We start from the raw sequence: 19,251 nt of genomic DNA on the forward strand, positions 1-19,251 counted from the left end.
AAACAGTTGCGGCACTGGCGATATAGGGGTATTTTATCCGATGGCTCTCGAACGAGCGCTCGGTTATATTCGTGTGGGATCGATAAGTGATAGCGAAACTAACCTCATCAAAGGAGAGATTCGATGAAATCGGCAAACGTAAATAAGAGTATCCTCACGCCGGTAGAGTTTCTGACCAGGAGTTTACTGGTTTACCCTGACAAAAAGGCGGTTGTTTATAAAGGGAAAAGCTTTACCTACAAAGAGTTTGCGGCAAGGGTGTATCGGTTGGCGAACGCACTCCGGGAAAAGGGTGTCGGAAAAGGGGACAAAGTGGCGTTCATCTGTCCCAATATCCCGCCGATGCTTGAAGCGCATTACGCCGTTCCCATGATCGGTGCTGCACTTGTAAGTGTAAATATTCGTCTTTCTTCTGCGGAAGTTTCCTATATCGTTGATCACTCCGATGCTAAAGTGTTGGTGGTCGACAGTGAATTCGCGTCACTGGTAGAGCCTCAGCAGCTGCCGAAAGTTTCGACCTACGTTACGGTTTGCGACATTAATCAAGACATTGCAATAGAAGGCAGCCTGGAGTACGAAAGTTTTCTCGAATCGGCCCCGGCGCAGGCCCCGGTGTTCGATATCGACTCGGAAGACCAGCTGCTCGCCATCAATTACACCTCCGGGACCACCGGACGGCCCAAGGGCGTCATGTACAGCCACCGGGGAGCGTATCTCAACGCCATCGGGGAGATTCTCGAGTCGGGGATGACAGCCGCATCGGCGTATCTCTGGACGCTGCCCATGTTCCATTGCAACGGCTGGTGCTTTACCTGGGGGGTAACCGCTGCCGGGGCAACCCATGTCTGTCTGCGGGCGGTTGTGGCCGAGGATATCTTCCGGCTGATTGACCAGGAACGTGTGACCCATCTCTGCGCCGCGCCGACCATACTCATCATTATGAGCAGCTGGCCCAAGGCTGCAGAAGTGGAACTGAAAAATCCGTTGAGGATCATGACCGCAGGCGCCCCTCCGGCGCCCGCCATTATTCGTAATATGGAAAAGATAGGTGCGCAGATCACCCACACCTACGGGTTGACCGAAGTGTACGGTCCCCACAGCGTCTGTGCCTGGCAGCCTACCTGGGACGACATGAGCCAGGAGGAGCTCGCGGAGATAAAATCGCGGCAGGGTGTTCCCTATATCGTTACCCACTATATGGACGTGGTCGACCCCGGGTCCATGACTCCTGTTCCCAGAGACGGCGTCACCATGGGGGAGATCGTGATGCGGGGCAATAACGTAATGAGCGGCTATTACAAGGACGAAGAGGCCACCGCAGCGGCTTTTGCCGGCGGCTGGTTCCACAGCGGTGATCTGGCGGTGATGCATCCTGACAACTATGTGCAGATCATGGACCGGAAAAAGGACATCATAATAAGCGGGGGAGAAAACATCTCGACCGTCGAGGTGGAAAACGTCATCTATTCGCACCCCGACGTTCTGGAGGTTGCGGTGATTCCGGTTCCGGACGAGCGCTGGGGCGAAGTGCCGAAGGCCTACGTTGTCGCTAAACCGGGAACGAATCCACAGGCGGAAGATATTATAAACTTTACCAAAGAACGCCTGGCCCGTTTCAAGGCGCCCAAGTACGTCGAGTTTGGCGAGCTGCCGAAAACTGCGACCGGTAAAATTCAGAAATTCAAGCTTCGGGAAAAGGAGTGGAAGGGGAAAAAACGCGTGAATTAACCGGCGGACTGCATGTCTGTTTCAGAGCCTGATCCGGCGTTTTGGTGTCGGCTCTGAAAAAAAAATCATTAACAACCTGAATCTGCATATTTTTACAGCAGCCAGACGGTGCCGTTTTCACCAGGGTGTCCCCGGCAGAAAATAGTTGTGGAGATGGCGCCATTAGGCTAGGATACGAGCCGCGTTGCAGGAAAAATCCGTTAACTTTTAAGCTATCCGGCATCATCTGCCGACCGACCACCTCAGACTGTCGGGTTCAAGGTTTTATGGGACGTACACTGCTGTTAAATCTCTGGCAACTGGTATGGAATCGTTATACTGCGGCTGTCCTTATTTTTCTGCTTCTGGTGGAGCTTGTGACCATTTTTGCCCTATGCGCCTTTGGCAAGATAGATGTCACGATGAGCTCGACTTCCGGGGAGCAGGTGAGGATCTATTATTCCGGAAAAACCAAGGAGCATTCCAGGTTTGAAGATATCTTCTCAACAGCCCCTGAAGAAAGACCGGGCCCTGCCCTGAAAAAGATTACTTTCAGGCTGCGCAACGAGACTGTACAGGCTCTGCGCGTTGACCCGGGGAGTGGTCCGGGAACGTATACGATCACCAGGATCGTATTGTACAGTTTTTTCGGACCACCGGTTGTTCTTGACCCTGCCATGGACGATCTTCAGGTCCGGACCGATCCCCATTCCCGGCTGGTGGCCACCAGGGAACGGTGGACGCTGGTAACTGACAAAGAGGATCCCTACCTGATCTTTACCGGTGATATCCAGACGACAAATCCCTACCTGAAATACCTGTTGCCGGGGGTGATAAGCCTGGTCTTCTTTTTCGCTATCAGGGGAGTCAGGGTTCGTGACTTTGTCTGTATAAGGGATATTTCCGGGAAAAAACCGTCCAGCGGCCATAACCTCACTTCGCTTGACGGTTTGCGCGGGCTCGCGGCTCTTCTGGTACTGGGACACCACATAGGCTGGGAGCCGATACACGATATGGGCCCAAACGGAGTGGTGGCGTTTTTCTGTCTCAGCGGTTTTCTGCTGTCGATGCCTTTTGTCAAGCAGCCCGAACGGGTAAAAGATCCGCTGTTTGTCCGGAACTATTTCTTCAGAAGGCTAAAACGAATCCTGCCGATGTTTTATCTGGTGGTTACGGCTTCCTACCTGTTTCAGGGTAATGTCGCCGATTTTGTGCGTACCATCCTGTTTTTGCAGGGAAACGGTATCTGGTGGACAATTTTGCAGGAAGTCTATTTTTATACACTGCTACCCCTGTTTATGTTTGCCGGTTATTTTGTGTTTCGCGGTAATCGGTTATGGGCGGCGCTGTTCTTTTTGTGTGTGGCGGTGGCGCTGAATGGTGGCCATATAAAGTTGTTTCCCGTTTATGGCTACGACACGCTGATGAAGCTGCATGTCGGTATTTTCCTGTGCGGAATGGTAATGTGTTATCTGTACCACTACCTGGCCAGTGTCGGCAAACCGGCGTTGCTGCAGAAGATCGCCGATAACCATCTGGTTGGCATCGTGCTGCTGACCGGGTTTCTGGGCAGTCAGTATCTTCACCACTATCTGGTTGTCGGCCTGACACGCCATCAGGATTCCGGTTGGGTCTATCACGGTAATTACAGCGTATTCGTCGCGCTGTTCATCCTGTTCCTGACCCTGTCGAAGAAGAATATACTGGTCCGGCTGCTCTCCTTGTTTCCCCTGCGGGCGATCGGGGTTGTCGGCTACAGTTTTTACCTGCTCCATGTGTACGGCATGAAAAGTGCCATCATAGTGTGTAATCATTATCTGGGAATCAATAGTCCCAAAATCGTCATTTTTCTCGTGGCGACGTTGCTTACCTACCTGATGTCGGCGGTGACCTACACCTATATTGAAAGGCCTTTTTTTTACAGGGATGCAGATATTCCTGATAGCAGGACCGCTACTACCTGCAGTTGTTCCTCCGGTTGAGCAGGCCTGGAAACCATTTACTTGACGAACCATGGAACCTCTTGGCTTTTCACTTGAAATCATCTGTTTTTTGTTTGGCGCTTCCCTTGTCGCCGGTTTTATCGATACCCTCGCCGGAGGCGGCGGGCTGATAACGCTGCCGGCGCTTATCATGAGCGGGATTCCTCCGCTTTTTGCTCTGGGGACGAATAAGCTGCAGGGTACCATGGGGACGGCAACAGCCACGCTGATGATGTTCAGGAAAAGAGCGGTTCGGTGGGATGATGTGAAATTTCATATGCTTTTTGCCTTTATCGGGGCGGCGCTCGGGACGGCGGCAGTGCAGCTGGTAGACGCAGAACTGCTCTCGCTGGTTATCCCGGTTGTGCTGGTTGTCATCGCTGTTTATTTCCTGCTGTTTCCGCAACGAAGTGTTGTCAGCAGCGAACCGCGCATGGGGCGAAAGCTTTACCGGAGTCTTGTTGTGCCCGCTGTCGGCTGGTATGACGGCATGTTTGGACCGGGCACCGGCTCGTTTTTTGCGCTTGCCGGGGTGGCGCTCAGGGGCCTGCGGTTGGTCGAATCGACCGCTGTAGCCAAGACGCTGAATTTTGCCACCAATATTGCCTCGCTGCTGGTTTTTCTGCTTGGCGGAAAAGTGGTCTGGCTTGCCGGGCTGGTCATGATGGGGGGGCAGGTCTGCGGCGCCTGGCTCGGTTCACGCTTCCTGTTTCGGATAAATCCGCTCCATCTGCGTTATTTAGTGGTCGCCATGTGCCTTGGAATGCTGGCCAAATACCTTGTAAGCCTGGTGGCTTCATCCTGAATGGCTGTCGAGTTTATCTCGTATATTTCTGGTACCTGCGGCTTTTTTTCCTTGAGATTATGAAATTGAACGCGCCATAGAGAACCAGACCAGATACAACGCCGGCCAGAAAAATCTGCCAGCTTTTCCCGGGCTCAGAAGTCGGCTGGGTCTTATCGACTAAATCTTTTTCGACAATTTCGGCTGTGCTCTCATGGCGGGTGGTGGTGCTGTCCTGTTTTGTGGCGGTTACCGTTTGCTGCTTGGGCTCTGCGGCTGCAGGAGGCGGTGGTACCATGGCAAATCCGGTCTCAAGGAGTTCGGCAGCCTTGGCGTCCCTTATTTTTCTGCTTTCACTGCCGAGGACGACAGAGATTATGCGGACGCCATTTCGTTTGGCCGTGGCCACGATGGAAAAACCGGCAGCCGCGAAATATCCGGTCTTGAAACCGTCACAGCCGTATACTTTATCAAGCAGGTGATTATGGGTGCGCATCACAAACTCGCCCTCCCGGAACTCCTTGACCCTGGTTGCGGTATACTGGAAAACTTCCGGGTAACGGGTCAATTCCCGGGCGAGAATCGCCAGGTCCCTGGCGGTGGTAACGTCGACCTCCTGACCTTTTCCCGGAGGAAGTCCATGGACGGAATGAAACCGGCTGTTGGTCATCCCCAGCTCCTTTGCCTTCCGGTTCATGAGCGAGACGAAAGCCTCTTTTGATCCGGCGACATGGGTGGCAAGTGCCACGGCGGCATCGTTTGCCGACTGTATCATGAGGGCATATAGCAGATCATTAACAGGAAACTGTTCACGGGGATCGAGATACACCTGGGAGCCACCCATGCGCGCCGCTTCTTTCGTTACCTGAACCATTTCGTCGAGTCGCAACCGGCCCGTTTTTATCTGATCGAGAATAATCAGCAAATCCATGAGCTTGAGAACTGATGCGGGATAGGCGGGTTGGTCCCCGTTTTTCTCAAACAGTATCTTTCCGCTTTGCGCATCGACAACAATGGCAGACAGGTAGGGGGCCCGGGCGATGTGGGAGACTCGTGCGCCAAGGGCCCAGCCGGGGTAAGCGATAAGGATAAAGACCAGAAAAAGAGCTGTTCGTATCATGTGGAATCCGGTGGGAAAAGTGAACGTTCGGTATTGCTGGCAGCAAGCCTTCGGGAAGACCGTGGCGGTTACCTGCTGTCGTGTAAATAAGCGACGACTGCAGAGTCCGACAGCCATTGCCAGGACCTGTAATCCGGTACGGCGCTTGTGGTGCTACATCTGAAAAGATTGTGCCTGGGCAACTTCGATTGCCAGCCGTGACCGTGAATCGGCATCCATTGGTATGTTCTTTTCCCTGCACCATTGCGGGAATGTTTCTGGGTCGATATACACCTTGATTACCTGGTCGCCAATTGACTCGACTTCCTCTTTCTTCTTCTCGGCCCGGCTCAGCCACTGGTCGAACGTGACGGGGAGCTGGTCTCCGTCGGCAAAGATCTTGCGAAGTTCCAGGTAATGTTCTTGCCGGTACCAGACCATCGCCCGGATCATCGGCTGTCTCTTCTGTTCCTGCTGGGCACCCTTGTTGTTACTCGATCTTTTTTTTTGCATCCGCGCCACGGTCTGGCCCGAGCCGCTAAAAGCCGGTTTTTTTGCCATTGTTCTGTTCCAATAAGTGATTGCGAAGGGGGTGACCGTTGACCAGCACCTTTCTGGGTGGGTGCCGGACAACGATTTTACCCGGGATATTCTGATATTTTGGCGAAACTGTCAAGGGGGCAGTGTCGAAAGACGGATCGTTTTTAACCGTGGAGGAGTCGGCTTTCTTTGGCAGGGCGGACCGGCAAAACGTCAAAAAAAAACGGTTGGGGTCGAAAAAGATGAACTTAACGGGTAAGTTAGAGATACAATAGAGTAGAAGATTACCGATAATACCGGTCTTTCTTTCGGCAATCCACATAGTGGTGGATACTGGAGAAAAATACCCTCTGATATTGTTATGGAATTTCAGCCGAAAAATTTACAGCAGCGGACCTTTATCTATATCCTGCTTCCGACCTTCCTGCTCCTGGCCGCGCTTTCTACTTCAGGGTTTGTGTTTCTGCGGGGGGTTCTCCTGGAACGGTGGGGAGAGAACGCCATCGCCGGATTGCAGCGTGCCGCCCATATGATCGATATGGAGCTGAGCGAGCCAAAAAAACTTCTCGGTCTTTTACAGAAGAGCAGTCCCCGGGAGACAATCAACGAGGATGTTTTTGAGTTCATCTTCAAAAAGCTCGAACAGCTGGAACAGGTTATCGACGTTCATATCACCTGGCCCGGAGAGCCTTCGCCGGTGGTGCAGAGCCACAGAATGGGGCAGATGATGTCGCGGGCCGGAGAATTCCGGGTCCGTCATTATGGGGTCGGCGAGCCGGTCTACGACAGTCGGCTCAGCAACAGAACGGTATCGCTTGTCTCCGAATTTATCGACCAGAATAATAAGGTGCTTGGCCGGATCGAAGTAACGGTCGCTTTCGATCCGCTGATCGAGCAGGTGACAAATACGCCGAAACTGGCAAAACACAAGGTCTACATTATTGATCAGCACGATAATGTCCTGGGCAGCGGGGGACCGGGGTTCGACCTTGAAGACGAGTATCCCAATCGGGTTTTCGGTTCGCTGAGTAAACTTGAGAACGACACCCTTGAGGCAATCCGCCGGATGCCGTTTGGAACGGTCTTCGGCTCCGGAATGCCGCCCCGCGAGGTCAGCGGGTTCTATCACCTGGCTGAGGCGCCCTGGACAATGGTGATTGTGGCACCGGGAAAAGAAGCGCTCGGCTCCATAGTCAGGTTTCGTTTTTTTTACATCATGGCCGGAGTTCTCTCGATCCTCTTTGTGCTGTTTTTTATACGAAGAATTTTAAACAGTTACACCCAGAGGATAAAAATGGTTTCAGACGCCGCCACCCGGCTTGCCGGAGGCGGTTTCGGGCCGCCGCTGGCGGTAAGCGGCCGTGACGAAGTGGGCGAGCTTACCGCCAACTTCAATACAATGAGCCAGCAGCTGCAGCAGCGGCTGGCGATGAAAGAAGCCATTAATGTGGCGCGGGAAGTGCAGCAGAACCTGCTTCCCCATGATCTATTTGAATGCGATGGCGTAAGCGTGAGCGGGGTCAGCCTCTATTGCGACGAGACGGGGGGGGATTATCTCGATATCATCAGGTGCGATGATACTCCCCGCCAACTTTCCGTGGTGGTGGGCGATGTCGTCGGCCACGGCATTGGTGCGGCTCTGCTGATGGCAAGCGTACGTGCTTTTTTACGATGCCGGGTCGCCCAGCCTGGAACACCGGAGCGGATAATAGGCGACGTTAACGGGTTGATCTGCCAGGATACCGACAGGACCGGGAGTTTTGTCACCCTCTTTTTTCTTCACATAGACCAGGAAGAGAATATGTTTCACTGGGTCAGGGCCGGTCACGATCCCGCCATCATCTATACCCCGTCGACAAAAAAATTTGTCGAGCTCAAGGGCAAGGGGCTGGCTCTGGGAGTGGATGATCAGTATCGCTTTGAATGCAACCATCTGCCTGTATCCCAGACAACCCAGATTATCCTCATCGGCAGTGACGGCGCGTGGGAGGTTGAAAACGCAGAGGGCGAGCAGTTTGGCAAGGAACGTATCAAAAAATTACTGGTTCAGTACAGTGAATGGCCCGCGGCCGAGATGCTGGAAATGATGGTGGAAAAAATAAATGAATTTCGCGGCACCGCCCCTCAGCGCGATGACATCACGCTGGCGGTGGTCAAGACCGGCTGAGCAGATTGTTCCTGTGTGGACAACACCGGGGCATGGCTGCTGAAAAGGGTGCAAATTACACCATAATGAAAACAAAACTGCCCTGCCAGCTGCTGGTCATCTTCTTTTTCCGGCTGCTGCTCAATACCGGACGACGCTTTATCTACCCGTTCGCTCCGCTCCTAGGGCGGAGTCTTGGGGTTCCGTTGTCGGCGATAACTTCTGTTCTCGCGTTCAGCCAGTTTGTTTCCCTGGCGGGGGTGGTGAGCGGTCCAGTAACTGACATCATCGGCACCAGGTTCATGATGCGCATGGGGCTGGCAATGCTTGCGGTCGGCATGCTCATCTGCGGGTTGGTGCCACACTACTGGTTTGTTTTTTTCGGGCTGGTGCTTGGCAGTATGGGCAAGACTGTTTTTGACCCGGCGATACAGTCCTTTATAGGAAACTACGTGCCGTATGAACGGCGGGGCAGGGTGGTGGGGCTGATTGAAACCTCCTGGGCCGGCGCAACGCTTATCGGCATACCGGCTCTGGGACTTATCATCGATCATGGCGGATTGCCCGGCTGTTTTGTTATCCTCGGAGTGCTGGGTGGTCTGAGCTGGATGGCGATCGGTGCACTGGTGGTTTCAGATGGGGAAAAAACCGGCCAGCGGCTTGGCGCCGGAGCTCTCTTTACCTCAATTATCGGCCTGTTTCATGTTCGGCCGGCAGCAGGGCTGCTCGGTTTCGGGTTCTGGATATCGCTCGCCAATGACAGCCTTTTCGTGGTGTACGGCAACTGGTTTGAACAGGAATTCATGGTCGGTGTCGCAACCCTGGGGTTCAGCACCGTGGCTATTGGCAGTGCGGAACTGATGGGAGAAGGAGTGACGGCGTTTTTCGCTGACCGTGCAGGGTTGAAGAAAATGGTGACAATCGGTCTGACCATGTCAATTGGTGCTTATCTTCTGTTGCCTGTTATCGGTCAGAATCTGTTTTTTGCCATGGTCGGGATATTTCTGGTTTTCCTGTTTTTTGAGACCACCATGGTGACGAGTTTCTCGCTTGGCACCGAGCTTCTCCCAGGTTCCAGGGCAACAATGATGGCCGGATTTTATGCGACTGCCGGGATGGGACGCATGGCCGGGGTGCTGCTCGGTGGAGTCCTGTGGCAGGTCGGCGGCATACAAGCGGTATCGTGGAGCGCCGCGCTGCTGTCAGCCGTCGGTCTGCTGTCTCTGCGCTGGGGGCTCAAGGGGTGGCGTCCCCCGAAAAGTTCGTCGTCCCACTCTTGAATCATGACAACTTTCACCTGGCGAAAAAATCACGTTTGTGTGGTGTCTTATCCTGTAATTTCTCATGTATTCTTCTTGAAATCAGCGGAAATGACTCCGTACCGGCGCATCAACCGCTGCAGTGCTTGCCGTTCCAGGCCACAGTGACCTGCCGCGTTGGTTACGTTGCCGTTATAAAGCGAAAGGACATTGTTCAGGTACCTCAAGCTGAACCGTTTGAGGATTTCCGCCTTGGCATCGTTATAGGGGGTATGGAGGAGATCGCTGAAAGACCCGGGTGACGAGGGGAGGCGGGGTGTCCCCCTTTTCCCCTGCTCCAGCAGTTCCTCCAGTTCCACCGGCTGCAGGATGTCCCCCGATGCGAGCAGGACCAGTCTCTGAATCGAATTTTTCAACTCCCTGACGTTTCCCTGCCACTTTCGCTGGGACAGTTGCTGGAGCACTTCCGAGCTGACCTTCAGCTCTTCACGATTGTACCGGTTTTTATAGAGTGACAGGAAATGGTGAATCAACAGCGGTATGTCTTCCCGGATTTCGACCAGGTTAGGCATGACAATCGTGACCACGTTGAGGCGGTAGAACAGATCTTCACGAAATTCTCCCGCCCTGATTTTGGCTTCGAGGTCTTGGTTGGTCGAGGCGACAACCCTGACGTCGACCTTGATCGTTTTGTTCTGGCCAAGCGGCTGAATTTCCTTTTCCTGTAGCACCCGCAGCAGCTTGGTCTGGACAGAGACGGGGATATCGGCGATCTCGTCAAGGAGGATGGTTGATCCGTCCGCTTCCAGGAAAAGGCCTTTTTTTTCGTGGGTGGCTCCGGTAAAGGCCCCCTTGCTGTAGCCGAACAGTTCGCTTTCAAGCACGTTTTCCGGAAGCGCCGGGCAGTTGACCGTGATCATTCGGCGCCTTTTACGGCCGCTCATATTGTGAAGAGCCCTTGCCGCGACCTCTTTACCGGTGCCGCTTTCTCCCCTTATGAGCACCGTGGCATCGGTATCGGCAACCCGTGAGAGCAGCTCCTGGACCCGTTTCAATGGCGGACTCTGGCCGATAAATCCTTCGGGGGTGTCAAGACTGCTCAACCTGTCCTGCAGTTCGATGTTGGTACGCACAAGTGCGGTTCGCTCGACACCGTTTCGTACCACCCGGACAATGTGATCCTTGTCAAAAGGTTTCTGCACAAAATCGTAGGCACCATCTTTGAGTGCCTGTACCGCCATCGGCACCGTGCCGTATCCGGTCATGATCACCACCGATATGGTGGAGTCGATCTCCCGTACCCTGGTCAGCAGCTCCAGCCCGTCGAGGTCCGGCATCTTGATGTCGGAAACGATGACCTCGGGGCGACAGTCGTTGAGGAGTTTAAGGGCGGCTGAACCGGAAGGCGCGGTAACAACGTCACAGTCGCATTTCTTGTCGATCACCAGCCTGAGCATTGACAGCATGTCCGGTTCGTCATCGACTATCATTACCAGTTTGCGCGTGCTGCCGGTCCCTTGCTCAGAGCTGTTCATCGGTTGTTATCCTGGTCAGAAACTGGAAGTATTTTTGGAGGAATTTCCCGGAGATGACGTCGTATTTTTCAACTGACGGCAGGGGCAACTCAGATTCATGATGAAAGAGTGTCCGGAAAATTTCGGCGGAAAGTTCTGTGAGCTCAAGGCTTATGTCGGTCATCTGGGCATCGGTTAATACAGCGTTGCCGATGCGGCAGCGAATCGGCCTGTACTGGTGGAGCAGGCAACGGTCACCCTGAAAAAGGGGGCAGCTGTGGTGTCCGGGCCGGATGTTTTGCGCCGCAATAGTCTCAATTATCTGTTTTCGCTGTTCTACAGAGAGCTTTCTGTTGACATAGTCATGAAGGTAAATGGCTTCAATGGGCGCAAGAGAGAAGCTTTGGTTGCACCATTGCCTTCTCGGATCGACTTTTGCCGCCGGTGAAGTTTCAGTTACAAAGCGGTCTATTTTTTTCAGGAGCCGTTCATATCGCTCATAAAATAAACTCAAGTCCGTTTCTTTGCGATTTTGCGGAGTCGCTTTGCCAATCTTGAGCCGTGTCTCTTTTTTGCTGTATTTTCTGAGTAGCCGCCATTGTGAAAAATTTGTCGGGTTGGCTCTGGTTTTCTTCAGGAGTTTTTCGGCCCTGCGAATCCCCAGTCCGCGCCGGAGCAGATAGGCGGTGACAAGGGTGCCGGTTCTGCCTATACCGTGTCTGCAGTGAACGAGAATTTTCTTGCCGAGATAGACCGACTCATCGAGCCACTCAAGAGCTTTTTCCATCTCATCCATCTCCGGTGCCTGTTCATCCATCACCGGCAGATAGTAGACTTCGAAACCGGAGTATTCTTCCAGTTCGTGCAGGTCGCAGAACTCGTAGCAGAGGTTGATGATGCCGTCGATTCCCTGGGCCTTGATGCTGTTGAGATCCGCATAGGACATCGGGGCATGGCCGACTGCTAGGTTATCGGTGATCCATGTGACAAGATATTCGGACATGGTTATAGCAGGGTGAAGTGGTTCACGGTTGATTGATTTGTTATGGGTTCTTTTCCAGATAATAATCCCAGAGTAAACGAAGGACAATTATTTGCTCGAACCGGACGCTATCCCTCTTTGGAAAAAGAATAACGGCCGTTGAAAAAATCCGTCACGCATCGGTCGACCATTTCATCATCCTCCAGAACCATGTCCATCAGCTTGGTCGCCCCGAGCAAGCGTCCGAGCATATCGAGTTGCCACCACAGCCGATGTTTGTCCGCACCCTGAATCTTGGCTTCAAGAAGATCTCCTTTAAGCTCAACCTGAAATTCGAGGCGGTCGAGAACCTTGGCGATAAAATGTATCCTCAAACATCTGTGACCGAAGTCCCCTCCTCCCCCGGCAAAGCGCAACATGCAGTGATTCTGCGCGCTGTTTTCTCCGCACATAACATCCACAATAGTGAAATGGTAACCGAAGCGAAGATTGAAATGTAGGTAATCCGCACCGATGACAGCGTAGCTTGCAAAGGTGAAGTCGTCTTTTTTAGGCGGTACACCACCCGACAGTTCGATCCTGTCGTAGGCGGTCCAGTCGAAAGGTTTATGTTTCCACTGCACGTCGCAGTGGGTCAACCCCTTCCAGATTGCTTGAAAAGGTTCGGAGTTGACGGCACAAAGAGGTATCTCTTCATCCTTGTTTGCGCCGGTCTCTATCCCCCCTCCCACATCGAAAAGATATACGTCCAGGAGGATATCGCTTTTGAGACGGGACGCGCTTCGGCCGGTACCCGGCCTGCCGGTGGTAAACATCGACAATATTGCCTTCTCGTGACAAAACCGGATGATATCGTGCATTGAGCGGCATCCTTCCGGAGTAAAATTGTCAGCGCCGGGATCGACGAGTTCAAGCGGTGTTATAAATTTCATGGCCTGGGTCACCGCTTTTTGGTAAGGGGCTGCCGATTGTGAAACGTGCCGGGACGGGGTGGGGACAGCTGTTTCTCCTTGATAAACTGCACCCCGAAATCCATCCACCGTTACCATGCTCCCTGGCCTGAGCCTGTCGGTTGCACCGGCGACGTTACAGATAAAGGGCAGTCCGAATTCACGGGCGATTGTGGCAAAGTGACTGGCAGGAGTCCCATGTTCCGAGATTAACGCGGATATCCGGTTAACAGCTTTTACCAGATGGGGGGAGGCGTTGCGGCTGACGAGTACGGCTTTGTCCGGAATTTCTGACAGATCGGTGCTGCTGCGGACTATGTAAACCCGGCCGCTGCCCACCCCGGGCGAACCAATCCGGCAATCGTCAAAAAGCAGGACCCCGGAGTCGATGCTCAACTCTTTTTTCGGTTCGGTCGGCTCCACCGGCAGTGAAAGCTGCAGTGTCCTCGCCTGGAGGATATACAGCTCCTGTTCCCGGTTTATGGCCCACTCGATATCCTGGGGACACTGGAAATAGTTTTCAATGGCCATCCCGGCTCCCGCAACAGCCCGAACCTGGTGGTCAGACAGTAGCTCACCCCCGTTTCGCCGCTCAGGCCGCAGGACGATTTCCGAATTCCTGTTTACCGCCCAGTGGTGGGCGGAAGACTCTCCCCCAACCAGTTTTTCGCCTTGGCCGCTTACCGCGTGAAGGTGGGCACAGTCGCGGTAGGAATCGGGCTCTATCCCACAGGTGTAGAGGACACCGCTCACCTTTGCCGAAACCATTTCCATGATGAGCACCGACATGGCCGTCTCTTCATCTCCGAATCCGCGGTTAACCCGGTAAAACAGAGCCTCCGGAGAATATTTTGATGCCACGACATCGAGGTAGGCTCTGCCGATCTCCCCACGGCTTACGTTCAGGCGGCTCAGGTACTGACCGGCAAAGCTGCAGTGGTCGTCTTCGTTGATCGCGTTGGAGCGAACCGCAACTTTTACCGGCCCGCCTGCTCTTGCTTGCAGGCGATCATAGCAGGCGAGCACCTCGTCGAGCAGGACCGGCGGAATTTTAGCCTGGAGCACCGCGTCGGTTATTTTTTCTGAAGTCCGGGCGAGTGAGGGCAGCGAGTCCGGTTCCAGGGTCGCCAGGTGCTGGTTGACGACACCGCGTAAGTTGTTGTATTCAAAGAGATAATAGTATCCGCTGCCACTGATGGCAAACCCTTGGGGTACCTTGCAGATAGCGCCGGACAAGGCGGCAAGATGCTTTGCCTTTTTGCCGATGAGCTGATGCTCTTGGAAAAGCTCGTCAAGCGGAACAACAAAGGGAGGGCTGAACTCGATTTTAGGCGGTGCCAGTAAAAAGCGGGTGTAGAAATCGAATTTTTTGTGATAGCTCCTGAGCGACGAGTAATTCCCCGGATCCATGGCTTCCAGGGAATCGATCATCAGGGCCACCTGTCGGGAAAATTGTTTGAACCGCCACCGAATGCATGCAAAATCTACACGGGTGTCCCGATGCAGCAACTCCTGCAGCTGGGCCATCTGCTCATGGCAGAGAATATCCGCCTCAAGAAGCCGTTTGAGCGCTTCATACCTTTCGCGCAAAAGGGTGCCGGGGGCCAGTATCCGGTAGCTCCAGTGCTTGAAAAGCGAGTTGAGGTGCATGGTTGCTTACGCCTCTTTTTCCAGGAGGGGGGATGCACCGTGGCGGGCACAACCGCTGTTTTCAGGTTTTGCCCTGAACAACCGGCGGGTGACCGCCCAGAGAAAATAACAGATCAGCAGGGATATGAAATACCAGAACACGGCACCTATAAAAAGCGGTTGTTCGCCCACTGACGGAAGCTGCCACAGATATCCGCTGCCAAAATGGGCTATCAGGTTTTCCTGCCGGTAATATTCGTTGATAAAGGCAAACATGAAAAATATCGGGATAATTTTTCTGGCTATGCCAAGCATCAACCCCTCAAAGAAATAATCGTAATAGGCTTTGTTGAGTTCGGCGCTGTCGATGTTGCGGGCCATTCTGCCGCCCTTCTCCCGGTCTTTGCACTTCATGGCTTCTTCTCGTACCTGGACCCAGTGGTGAAACTCGTGTTCCAGGGTGGTAAATCTTCTGGTGACAATAATCCGGTTCAAAAACTTTGTCATTGCCACGGTAACCAGGGCGAGCAGGAACATGAGAAGTGCCGGACCTAGAAAGTGCAGGTGCTGCAGCAGTGAAAACGTGGTGTCGCCGGCGAAAATAAAGCCGTTTGCCAGGTAATCCCATAGTGTATCAAGGAAAGTATCCATCTCTTCGTGTCAAATGTGCAGGGTGGCCGGGAACCGTTTCATTCCCAGCCACAATCAGCGGTTTTTATGGTGTACCCTTAGATCCAGATCTCGATTTTGAAAAATCTGAAGAACAGGAAGAACAGGGTTATCGCAAGTACGACTTTCAGCTGCATCTCGCTGAACATCTTCTGGGCCCGGCTGCCGAGCATGCCGCCGACAAAACCGCCGATGATGATTGCTCCGGCGAGAACCCAGTCAGGCCAGTACCCGATCATAACATATCCGAGAAAGGAGCCGATACTTGAAAAACAGGTTCCTATGAGCGAGATAGGTACGGCCACATACATCGGCAGGGCACCGATAGTGGTCATGGCGGGAACCAGCATGAAGCCGCCGCCGATGCCGAAAGAGCGGGAGACAATACCGATCAGGATACCGAGAAACGCGAACAGCAGCGGGTTGATGCGGAATTCCTCTCCCCAGAACTTGAAGCGATAATCGGTCAGGCCGGTCTTTACCGGCTCTATCGATCCCATTTCCATCGCTTCGCCGGTCTCTTTTGCTTTTTTAACGGCGGCGTTGAATTTCTGGGTCATTGCCTTGATGTTTTTACGCTTGTTCATGGCCTTCGGGGTCATTTCCAAGAGGGTTTTGATACCCATGATAACAACCAGGATGGCGAGCCATTCTTTGTAAGCGCTCATCGGCAGCAACGCGGAGACGTATTTGCCAAGCCAGATGGAACCGATAAATATGCCAACGCCAAACGACAGGCCGACAGGCCAGGCGACGCGTTTTTCCACGACCGCAAAGCGGTAAAAGGAGCCCAGGGGGGAGAACAGGGTGAGAGCCATGTTGGACGGCTTGAGAACGTTGGCGGCGTTAACCCCTACAGGACCCATGGTGTTTACAATCAGAACCTGGAAGGCGGCCATGAGCATTCCGCCGGCTGCACCGATCATGGAGAAATAGGTGCCGACGGCAATTGCGCCGATCACGATCCAGAGCGGGTTCATATAGCGGAAACCCTTCTTGAGCCAGAAACCTTTTCCTTCAAGTTTGAAATCACCCTGCTTGACGCCGTTGACATAGACATCGAAGGCGGTGTCGGGTGGAGTGTGGCGATAACTTGTGAAGGTGGCGGTGAATTTACCTGTGTTTTTGTCGAGATTAATCTTGGTGCCCTTATCCCAGTAGTTGTTGCTTGATTCATCCTGGAGAACGGTTCTCGAGAAGATGACGATTTTCCCGACCCGGTTGCCTTCCTTGACTATGGTGTTGATTCCGTAGGCAGTCTCATTCGCCCATTTCAGAAGATTCCACTGTTGCTGTGTGGTAATCGGGCCAAGACTTGTCTTTGCGGTTTCGTCTATGGAGTCGAAGTCTTTGTCAAGCAGGTAACTGTAGGTTGAGTAGAGACCTTTGGTCCGTCCTTTGCCAAGGAAAACGGAAGGGCCGCCGAACCTGGTGTCATCGACCCTTTTGCCGAATGCTTTCGGGTTGGTGGTGAGGACGTAGAACAGCGGAGGAATGGAGGTGTCCTGGCCAAAACCCTGTTTTTCAGCAGTCTTGGCAAATTTCTTTTTTTCATGGGGCATGGTCGCGTCAGCAGGTTTGAATTGTTTTTGCTGAGCGATGGCAACGTAGAGTTCCTGGCCAGGATTTATGGCGCCTTCAATAGTGACGGTACCGCCAACCTTGCCGCTGCTGGTGATTTTGGCCTCGGCAAATGCCAGGCCAGAACCTGCCAGAAGAAAAATGGTCAGGCTCAGGATTGCAATAAATGAATTGCGCATTGTGTTCATCGATGTTTTCTCCTTTTTGTTCGAAATTTTTTATGGCGTATACTTTGACACAATGGAACTTATGCTGTGAATACCTCCTCTTGGCTTATTTATTGTTTTTTAAGTGTTTGCTTTTGCGCGCTATCCAGGATCCAAAAAAGGTAAACGGCAGTGCGGCTGCTGTGCAGACAAGATGTCTGTAACCATTCATAAAGGGTTCCCAGGGACAAAACAGCGGAAGCAGCAGGCTGCCGGATAATGCAATGAGTACGGCAAGGCAGGTCAGGGTGAGTTTTTCATGGGCAAGGGCGGTCCGTGTTTTGTCGATCACACCGTAGCCTGCAGCGGCACCGTTAAATGCTGCAAGAGCGGGGAGTACGGGCGGCAGAGCCGCCGGACCAAACAGAATTGACAAAAATCCGAGCAGCAGCGCAATACCGATTACGGCTGTTGCCAGACCGTAAATAAAAACTCCCACGGGAGATGTTGTAAACCGTGCTACTTTTTCCATGGTGACTTTTGCTCCTGACATGTAGATATCTATCATGATGATTTTTTTGATTTGAGTTTGACGATGTTGGTGTTGCCGACATATTGTCGGGATTCAAACCCGGTGACCTTGGTCATCTTGTTGGTCAGATCGGCAATGGTTTTTATGTTTTTAATGATAAAATCAATGTCCTCTATCGACTCTTTCGACACGAGATCATCCCGCACAAGCTGGGCTGTACCGAGGGCGGCGAACAGGGGGCTGTTGATCTGGTGGGCGGCGGTTCCAGCCATCTCCACTACACCTTCGAGTTTCATCCGCTCCATCTTCTCCTGTTCGAGCAGTTTCTGGTCGGTAATGTCCCGAACGGCCTCGATGACAAATGACACGTTGCCCTCGGTGCTGACTATCGGGGTGAGATGACGTTCGTACCATCTCGCCTCATTGACATCGTCTCCCTGGAGATAGTCGAGGATAGCCAGGGCTTTTTTTTCGGCCAGGGCCTTGCTGACCGGACAGTCGGCCATGTCCCTGTGCCGCCAGGGGACGATATCTTCGTAGAGCTGGCCGAGAATCTGCTCTTCCTTGTTGCCGCAGGTCTCAAGAAATACCCGGTTGACCATGACCACCCGCTGGTTGGGGTCGACCACCAGGACCTGGAGCCACAGCGAGTCAAGGATGGTCTGGAGGAATTGCTCATGCTCTTCTATCTGGTTGAAGAGAAGAGTTATTTTTCTGTATGTACGCGCTTTTTCTATGGCGTTTCCGCCTTCCTCGGCCATGGTTACGGCAAAATTTATCTCCGCTTCGGAAAAGGATCGGGGGACGTCGGTGAGGAGCCGGAGTACGCCGATAATTTCGGATTCGTTTTTTATCGGCACCGCCAGTATCGACTTGATTCCTTCCCGGCGAATCTCGTCGTGATATTCGACCCTGGGGTCGTTGCTGGCGTCGAATATGGCTACAGGCTCTCCCTTGAGCACTTTAAAAAGAGAGCTCTCCCTGCTGATACTGCCTCTTTTGAGATAGGTCTCGCTCAAGCCGGAGGCGGCGGCAAGTTCCAGCCTGTTGGTCGCGGGATGCAGCAGACGGATGGTGCAGCCCTTCAGCCCCAGGGTTTGCGGGAGTTTGTTGACGATGGTCTGCAGGATAACTTCAAGGTCGAGGGTTGAGTTCACCAGCCTGCTGATTTCCCTGAGCTCTGAAAGGAACCTGACCTGGTTCTCCAGTTCCTGGAACATCCTGCTGTTGCTGATGGCAACGCCGACTTGTTCGGCAAGAGACATGGCAAAACCGATTTCCTCTTCCGAGAATTTCCGTGAATCCCTGGTGAGCAGCCTGAGGATTCCGGTAACCTCGTTCTTATAGAGAATCGGCAGGGACATTGCTGATTTCACTCCCTCGCGGGTAACATAGCTGTAGCTGTCATGGTCGCATTTGATATGGACGTCTTTTTTGGCTGTGGGACGTCCCTTCATCAGTTCTTCCATAACCTCTCTGGAGTCAATGGTAGCCCTTGACAGATACGTATCGGACACTCCGCAAGCCGCACCCAGCACAAAGCTGTCGGTGGCCTTGTCGAGCAGCCGGATGGTCGCCGCATCCACCGCCATGAGTTTGGGCAGCTTCAGGACGACAAGATCCATGACTTGCTGTGGGTCGTGTACGCTGCTGATGAGCCGGGTGACCTCCTGGAACACTTCGAGGTATTCGCTCTCTTTATGTTTTTGCGCTGGGTTCATGTCGTTTTTT

The 19,251-nt window shown here is 53.2% G+C and carries 14 protein-coding genes; 5 read left to right on the plus strand and 9 right to left on the minus strand.

The annotated features are described in order from the left end of the window. Positions 1–123 precede the first annotated feature (123 nt). From BLQ17_RS09560 to BLQ17_RS09570, 3 genes are all read left to right on the plus strand, one after another. Positions 124–1,728 carry an acyl--CoA ligase family protein gene (locus tag BLQ17_RS09560; protein ID WP_092222225.1) on the plus strand — a complete coding sequence of 535 codons (1,605 nt, stop codon included), beginning with the start codon at positions 124–126 and terminating at the stop codon, positions 1,726–1,728. A 266-nt stretch (positions 1,729–1,994) separates the two neighbouring features. Continuing rightward, positions 1,995–3,689, plus strand: a complete 1,695-nt coding sequence (locus BLQ17_RS09565; protein ID WP_092222227.1) for an acyltransferase family protein — start codon at positions 1,995–1,997, stop codon at positions 3,687–3,689. Positions 3,690–3,720: 31 nt separating this feature from the next. Beyond that, positions 3,721–4,494: a TSUP family transporter gene (locus tag BLQ17_RS09570; protein ID WP_092222229.1), complete on the plus strand. Its 774-nt coding sequence runs from the start codon at positions 3,721–3,723 to the stop codon at positions 4,492–4,494. Positions 4,495–4,507: 13 nt separating this feature from the next. Here the strand turns inward: BLQ17_RS09570 and BLQ17_RS09575 are convergent, their stop codons facing one another. Together BLQ17_RS09575 and BLQ17_RS09580 are read right to left on the minus strand one after the other, a co-directional pair. Next, positions 4,508–5,593, minus strand: coding sequence for a D-alanyl-D-alanine carboxypeptidase family protein (locus BLQ17_RS09575; protein WP_092222231.1), 1,086 nt, complete (start codon positions 5,591–5,593; stop codon positions 4,508–4,510). Positions 5,594–5,746: 153 nt separating this feature from the next. Beyond that, positions 5,747–6,133 carry a hypothetical protein gene (locus tag BLQ17_RS09580; protein ID WP_245695083.1) on the minus strand — a complete coding sequence of 129 codons (387 nt, stop codon included), beginning with the start codon at positions 6,131–6,133 and terminating at the stop codon, positions 5,747–5,749. Between the two features lie 340 nt (positions 6,134–6,473). Between BLQ17_RS09580 and BLQ17_RS09590 the strand changes: the two genes are divergently transcribed. Together BLQ17_RS09590 and BLQ17_RS09595 are read left to right on the plus strand one after the other, a co-directional pair. Beyond that, positions 6,474–8,279 (plus strand): SpoIIE family protein phosphatase, encoded by a 1,806-nt coding sequence (locus BLQ17_RS09590; RefSeq protein ID WP_092222235.1) that lies wholly within the window; start codon positions 6,474–6,476, stop codon positions 8,277–8,279. A 32-nt stretch (positions 8,280–8,311) separates the two neighbouring features. Next, complete coding sequence (locus BLQ17_RS09595; protein WP_092222237.1) at positions 8,312–9,538, plus strand: MFS transporter; 1,227 nt, start codon at positions 8,312–8,314, stop codon at positions 9,536–9,538. Between the two features lie 62 nt (positions 9,539–9,600). On the opposite strand, the gene BLQ17_RS09600 is transcribed toward BLQ17_RS09595, so the two are convergent. The 7 genes from BLQ17_RS09600 to BLQ17_RS09630 all read right to left on the minus strand — a co-directional run bounded on the left by BLQ17_RS09600 (position 9,601) and on the right by BLQ17_RS09630 (position 19,241). Further along, positions 9,601–11,052 (minus strand): sigma-54-dependent transcriptional regulator, encoded by a 1,452-nt coding sequence (locus tag BLQ17_RS09600; RefSeq protein ID WP_092222239.1) that lies wholly within the window; start codon positions 11,050–11,052, stop codon positions 9,601–9,603. Beyond that, positions 11,039–12,034 carry a protein-tyrosine phosphatase family protein gene (locus tag BLQ17_RS09605; protein WP_092222241.1) on the minus strand — a complete coding sequence of 332 codons (996 nt, stop codon included), beginning with the start codon at positions 12,032–12,034 and terminating at the stop codon, positions 11,039–11,041. The genes BLQ17_RS09600 and BLQ17_RS09605 overlap by 14 nt, the downstream gene beginning before the upstream one ends. 107 nt (positions 12,035–12,141) lie before the next feature. Continuing rightward, positions 12,142–14,613, minus strand: coding sequence for a PEP/pyruvate-binding domain-containing protein (locus BLQ17_RS09610; protein WP_092222243.1), 2,472 nt, complete (start codon positions 14,611–14,613; stop codon positions 12,142–12,144). Positions 14,614–14,619: 6 nt separating this feature from the next. Beyond that, positions 14,620–15,243, minus strand: coding sequence for a hypothetical protein (locus BLQ17_RS09615; protein WP_092222245.1), 624 nt, complete (start codon positions 15,241–15,243; stop codon positions 14,620–14,622). A gap of 77 nt (positions 15,244–15,320) precedes the next feature. Continuing rightward, positions 15,321–17,030, minus strand: coding sequence for a sulfite exporter TauE/SafE family protein (locus BLQ17_RS09620; RefSeq protein WP_245695084.1), 1,710 nt, complete (start codon positions 17,028–17,030; stop codon positions 15,321–15,323). 85 nt (positions 17,031–17,115) lie between these two features. Next, positions 17,116–17,520: a hypothetical protein gene (locus BLQ17_RS09625; RefSeq protein WP_092222246.1), complete on the minus strand. Its 405-nt coding sequence runs from the start codon at positions 17,518–17,520 to the stop codon at positions 17,116–17,118. 32 nt (positions 17,521–17,552) lie between these two features. Next, entirely contained in the window at positions 17,553–19,241 is a 1,689-nt protein-coding gene (locus BLQ17_RS09630; RefSeq protein WP_092222248.1) for a GAF domain-containing protein, read from the minus strand. Positions 19,242–19,251 lie beyond the last annotated feature (10 nt).

The organism is Desulforhopalus singaporensis (genome assembly GCF_900104445.1).
Classification (GTDB): Bacteria; Desulfobacterota; Desulfobulbia; order Desulfobulbales; family Desulfocapsaceae; genus Desulforhopalus_A; species Desulforhopalus_A singaporensis.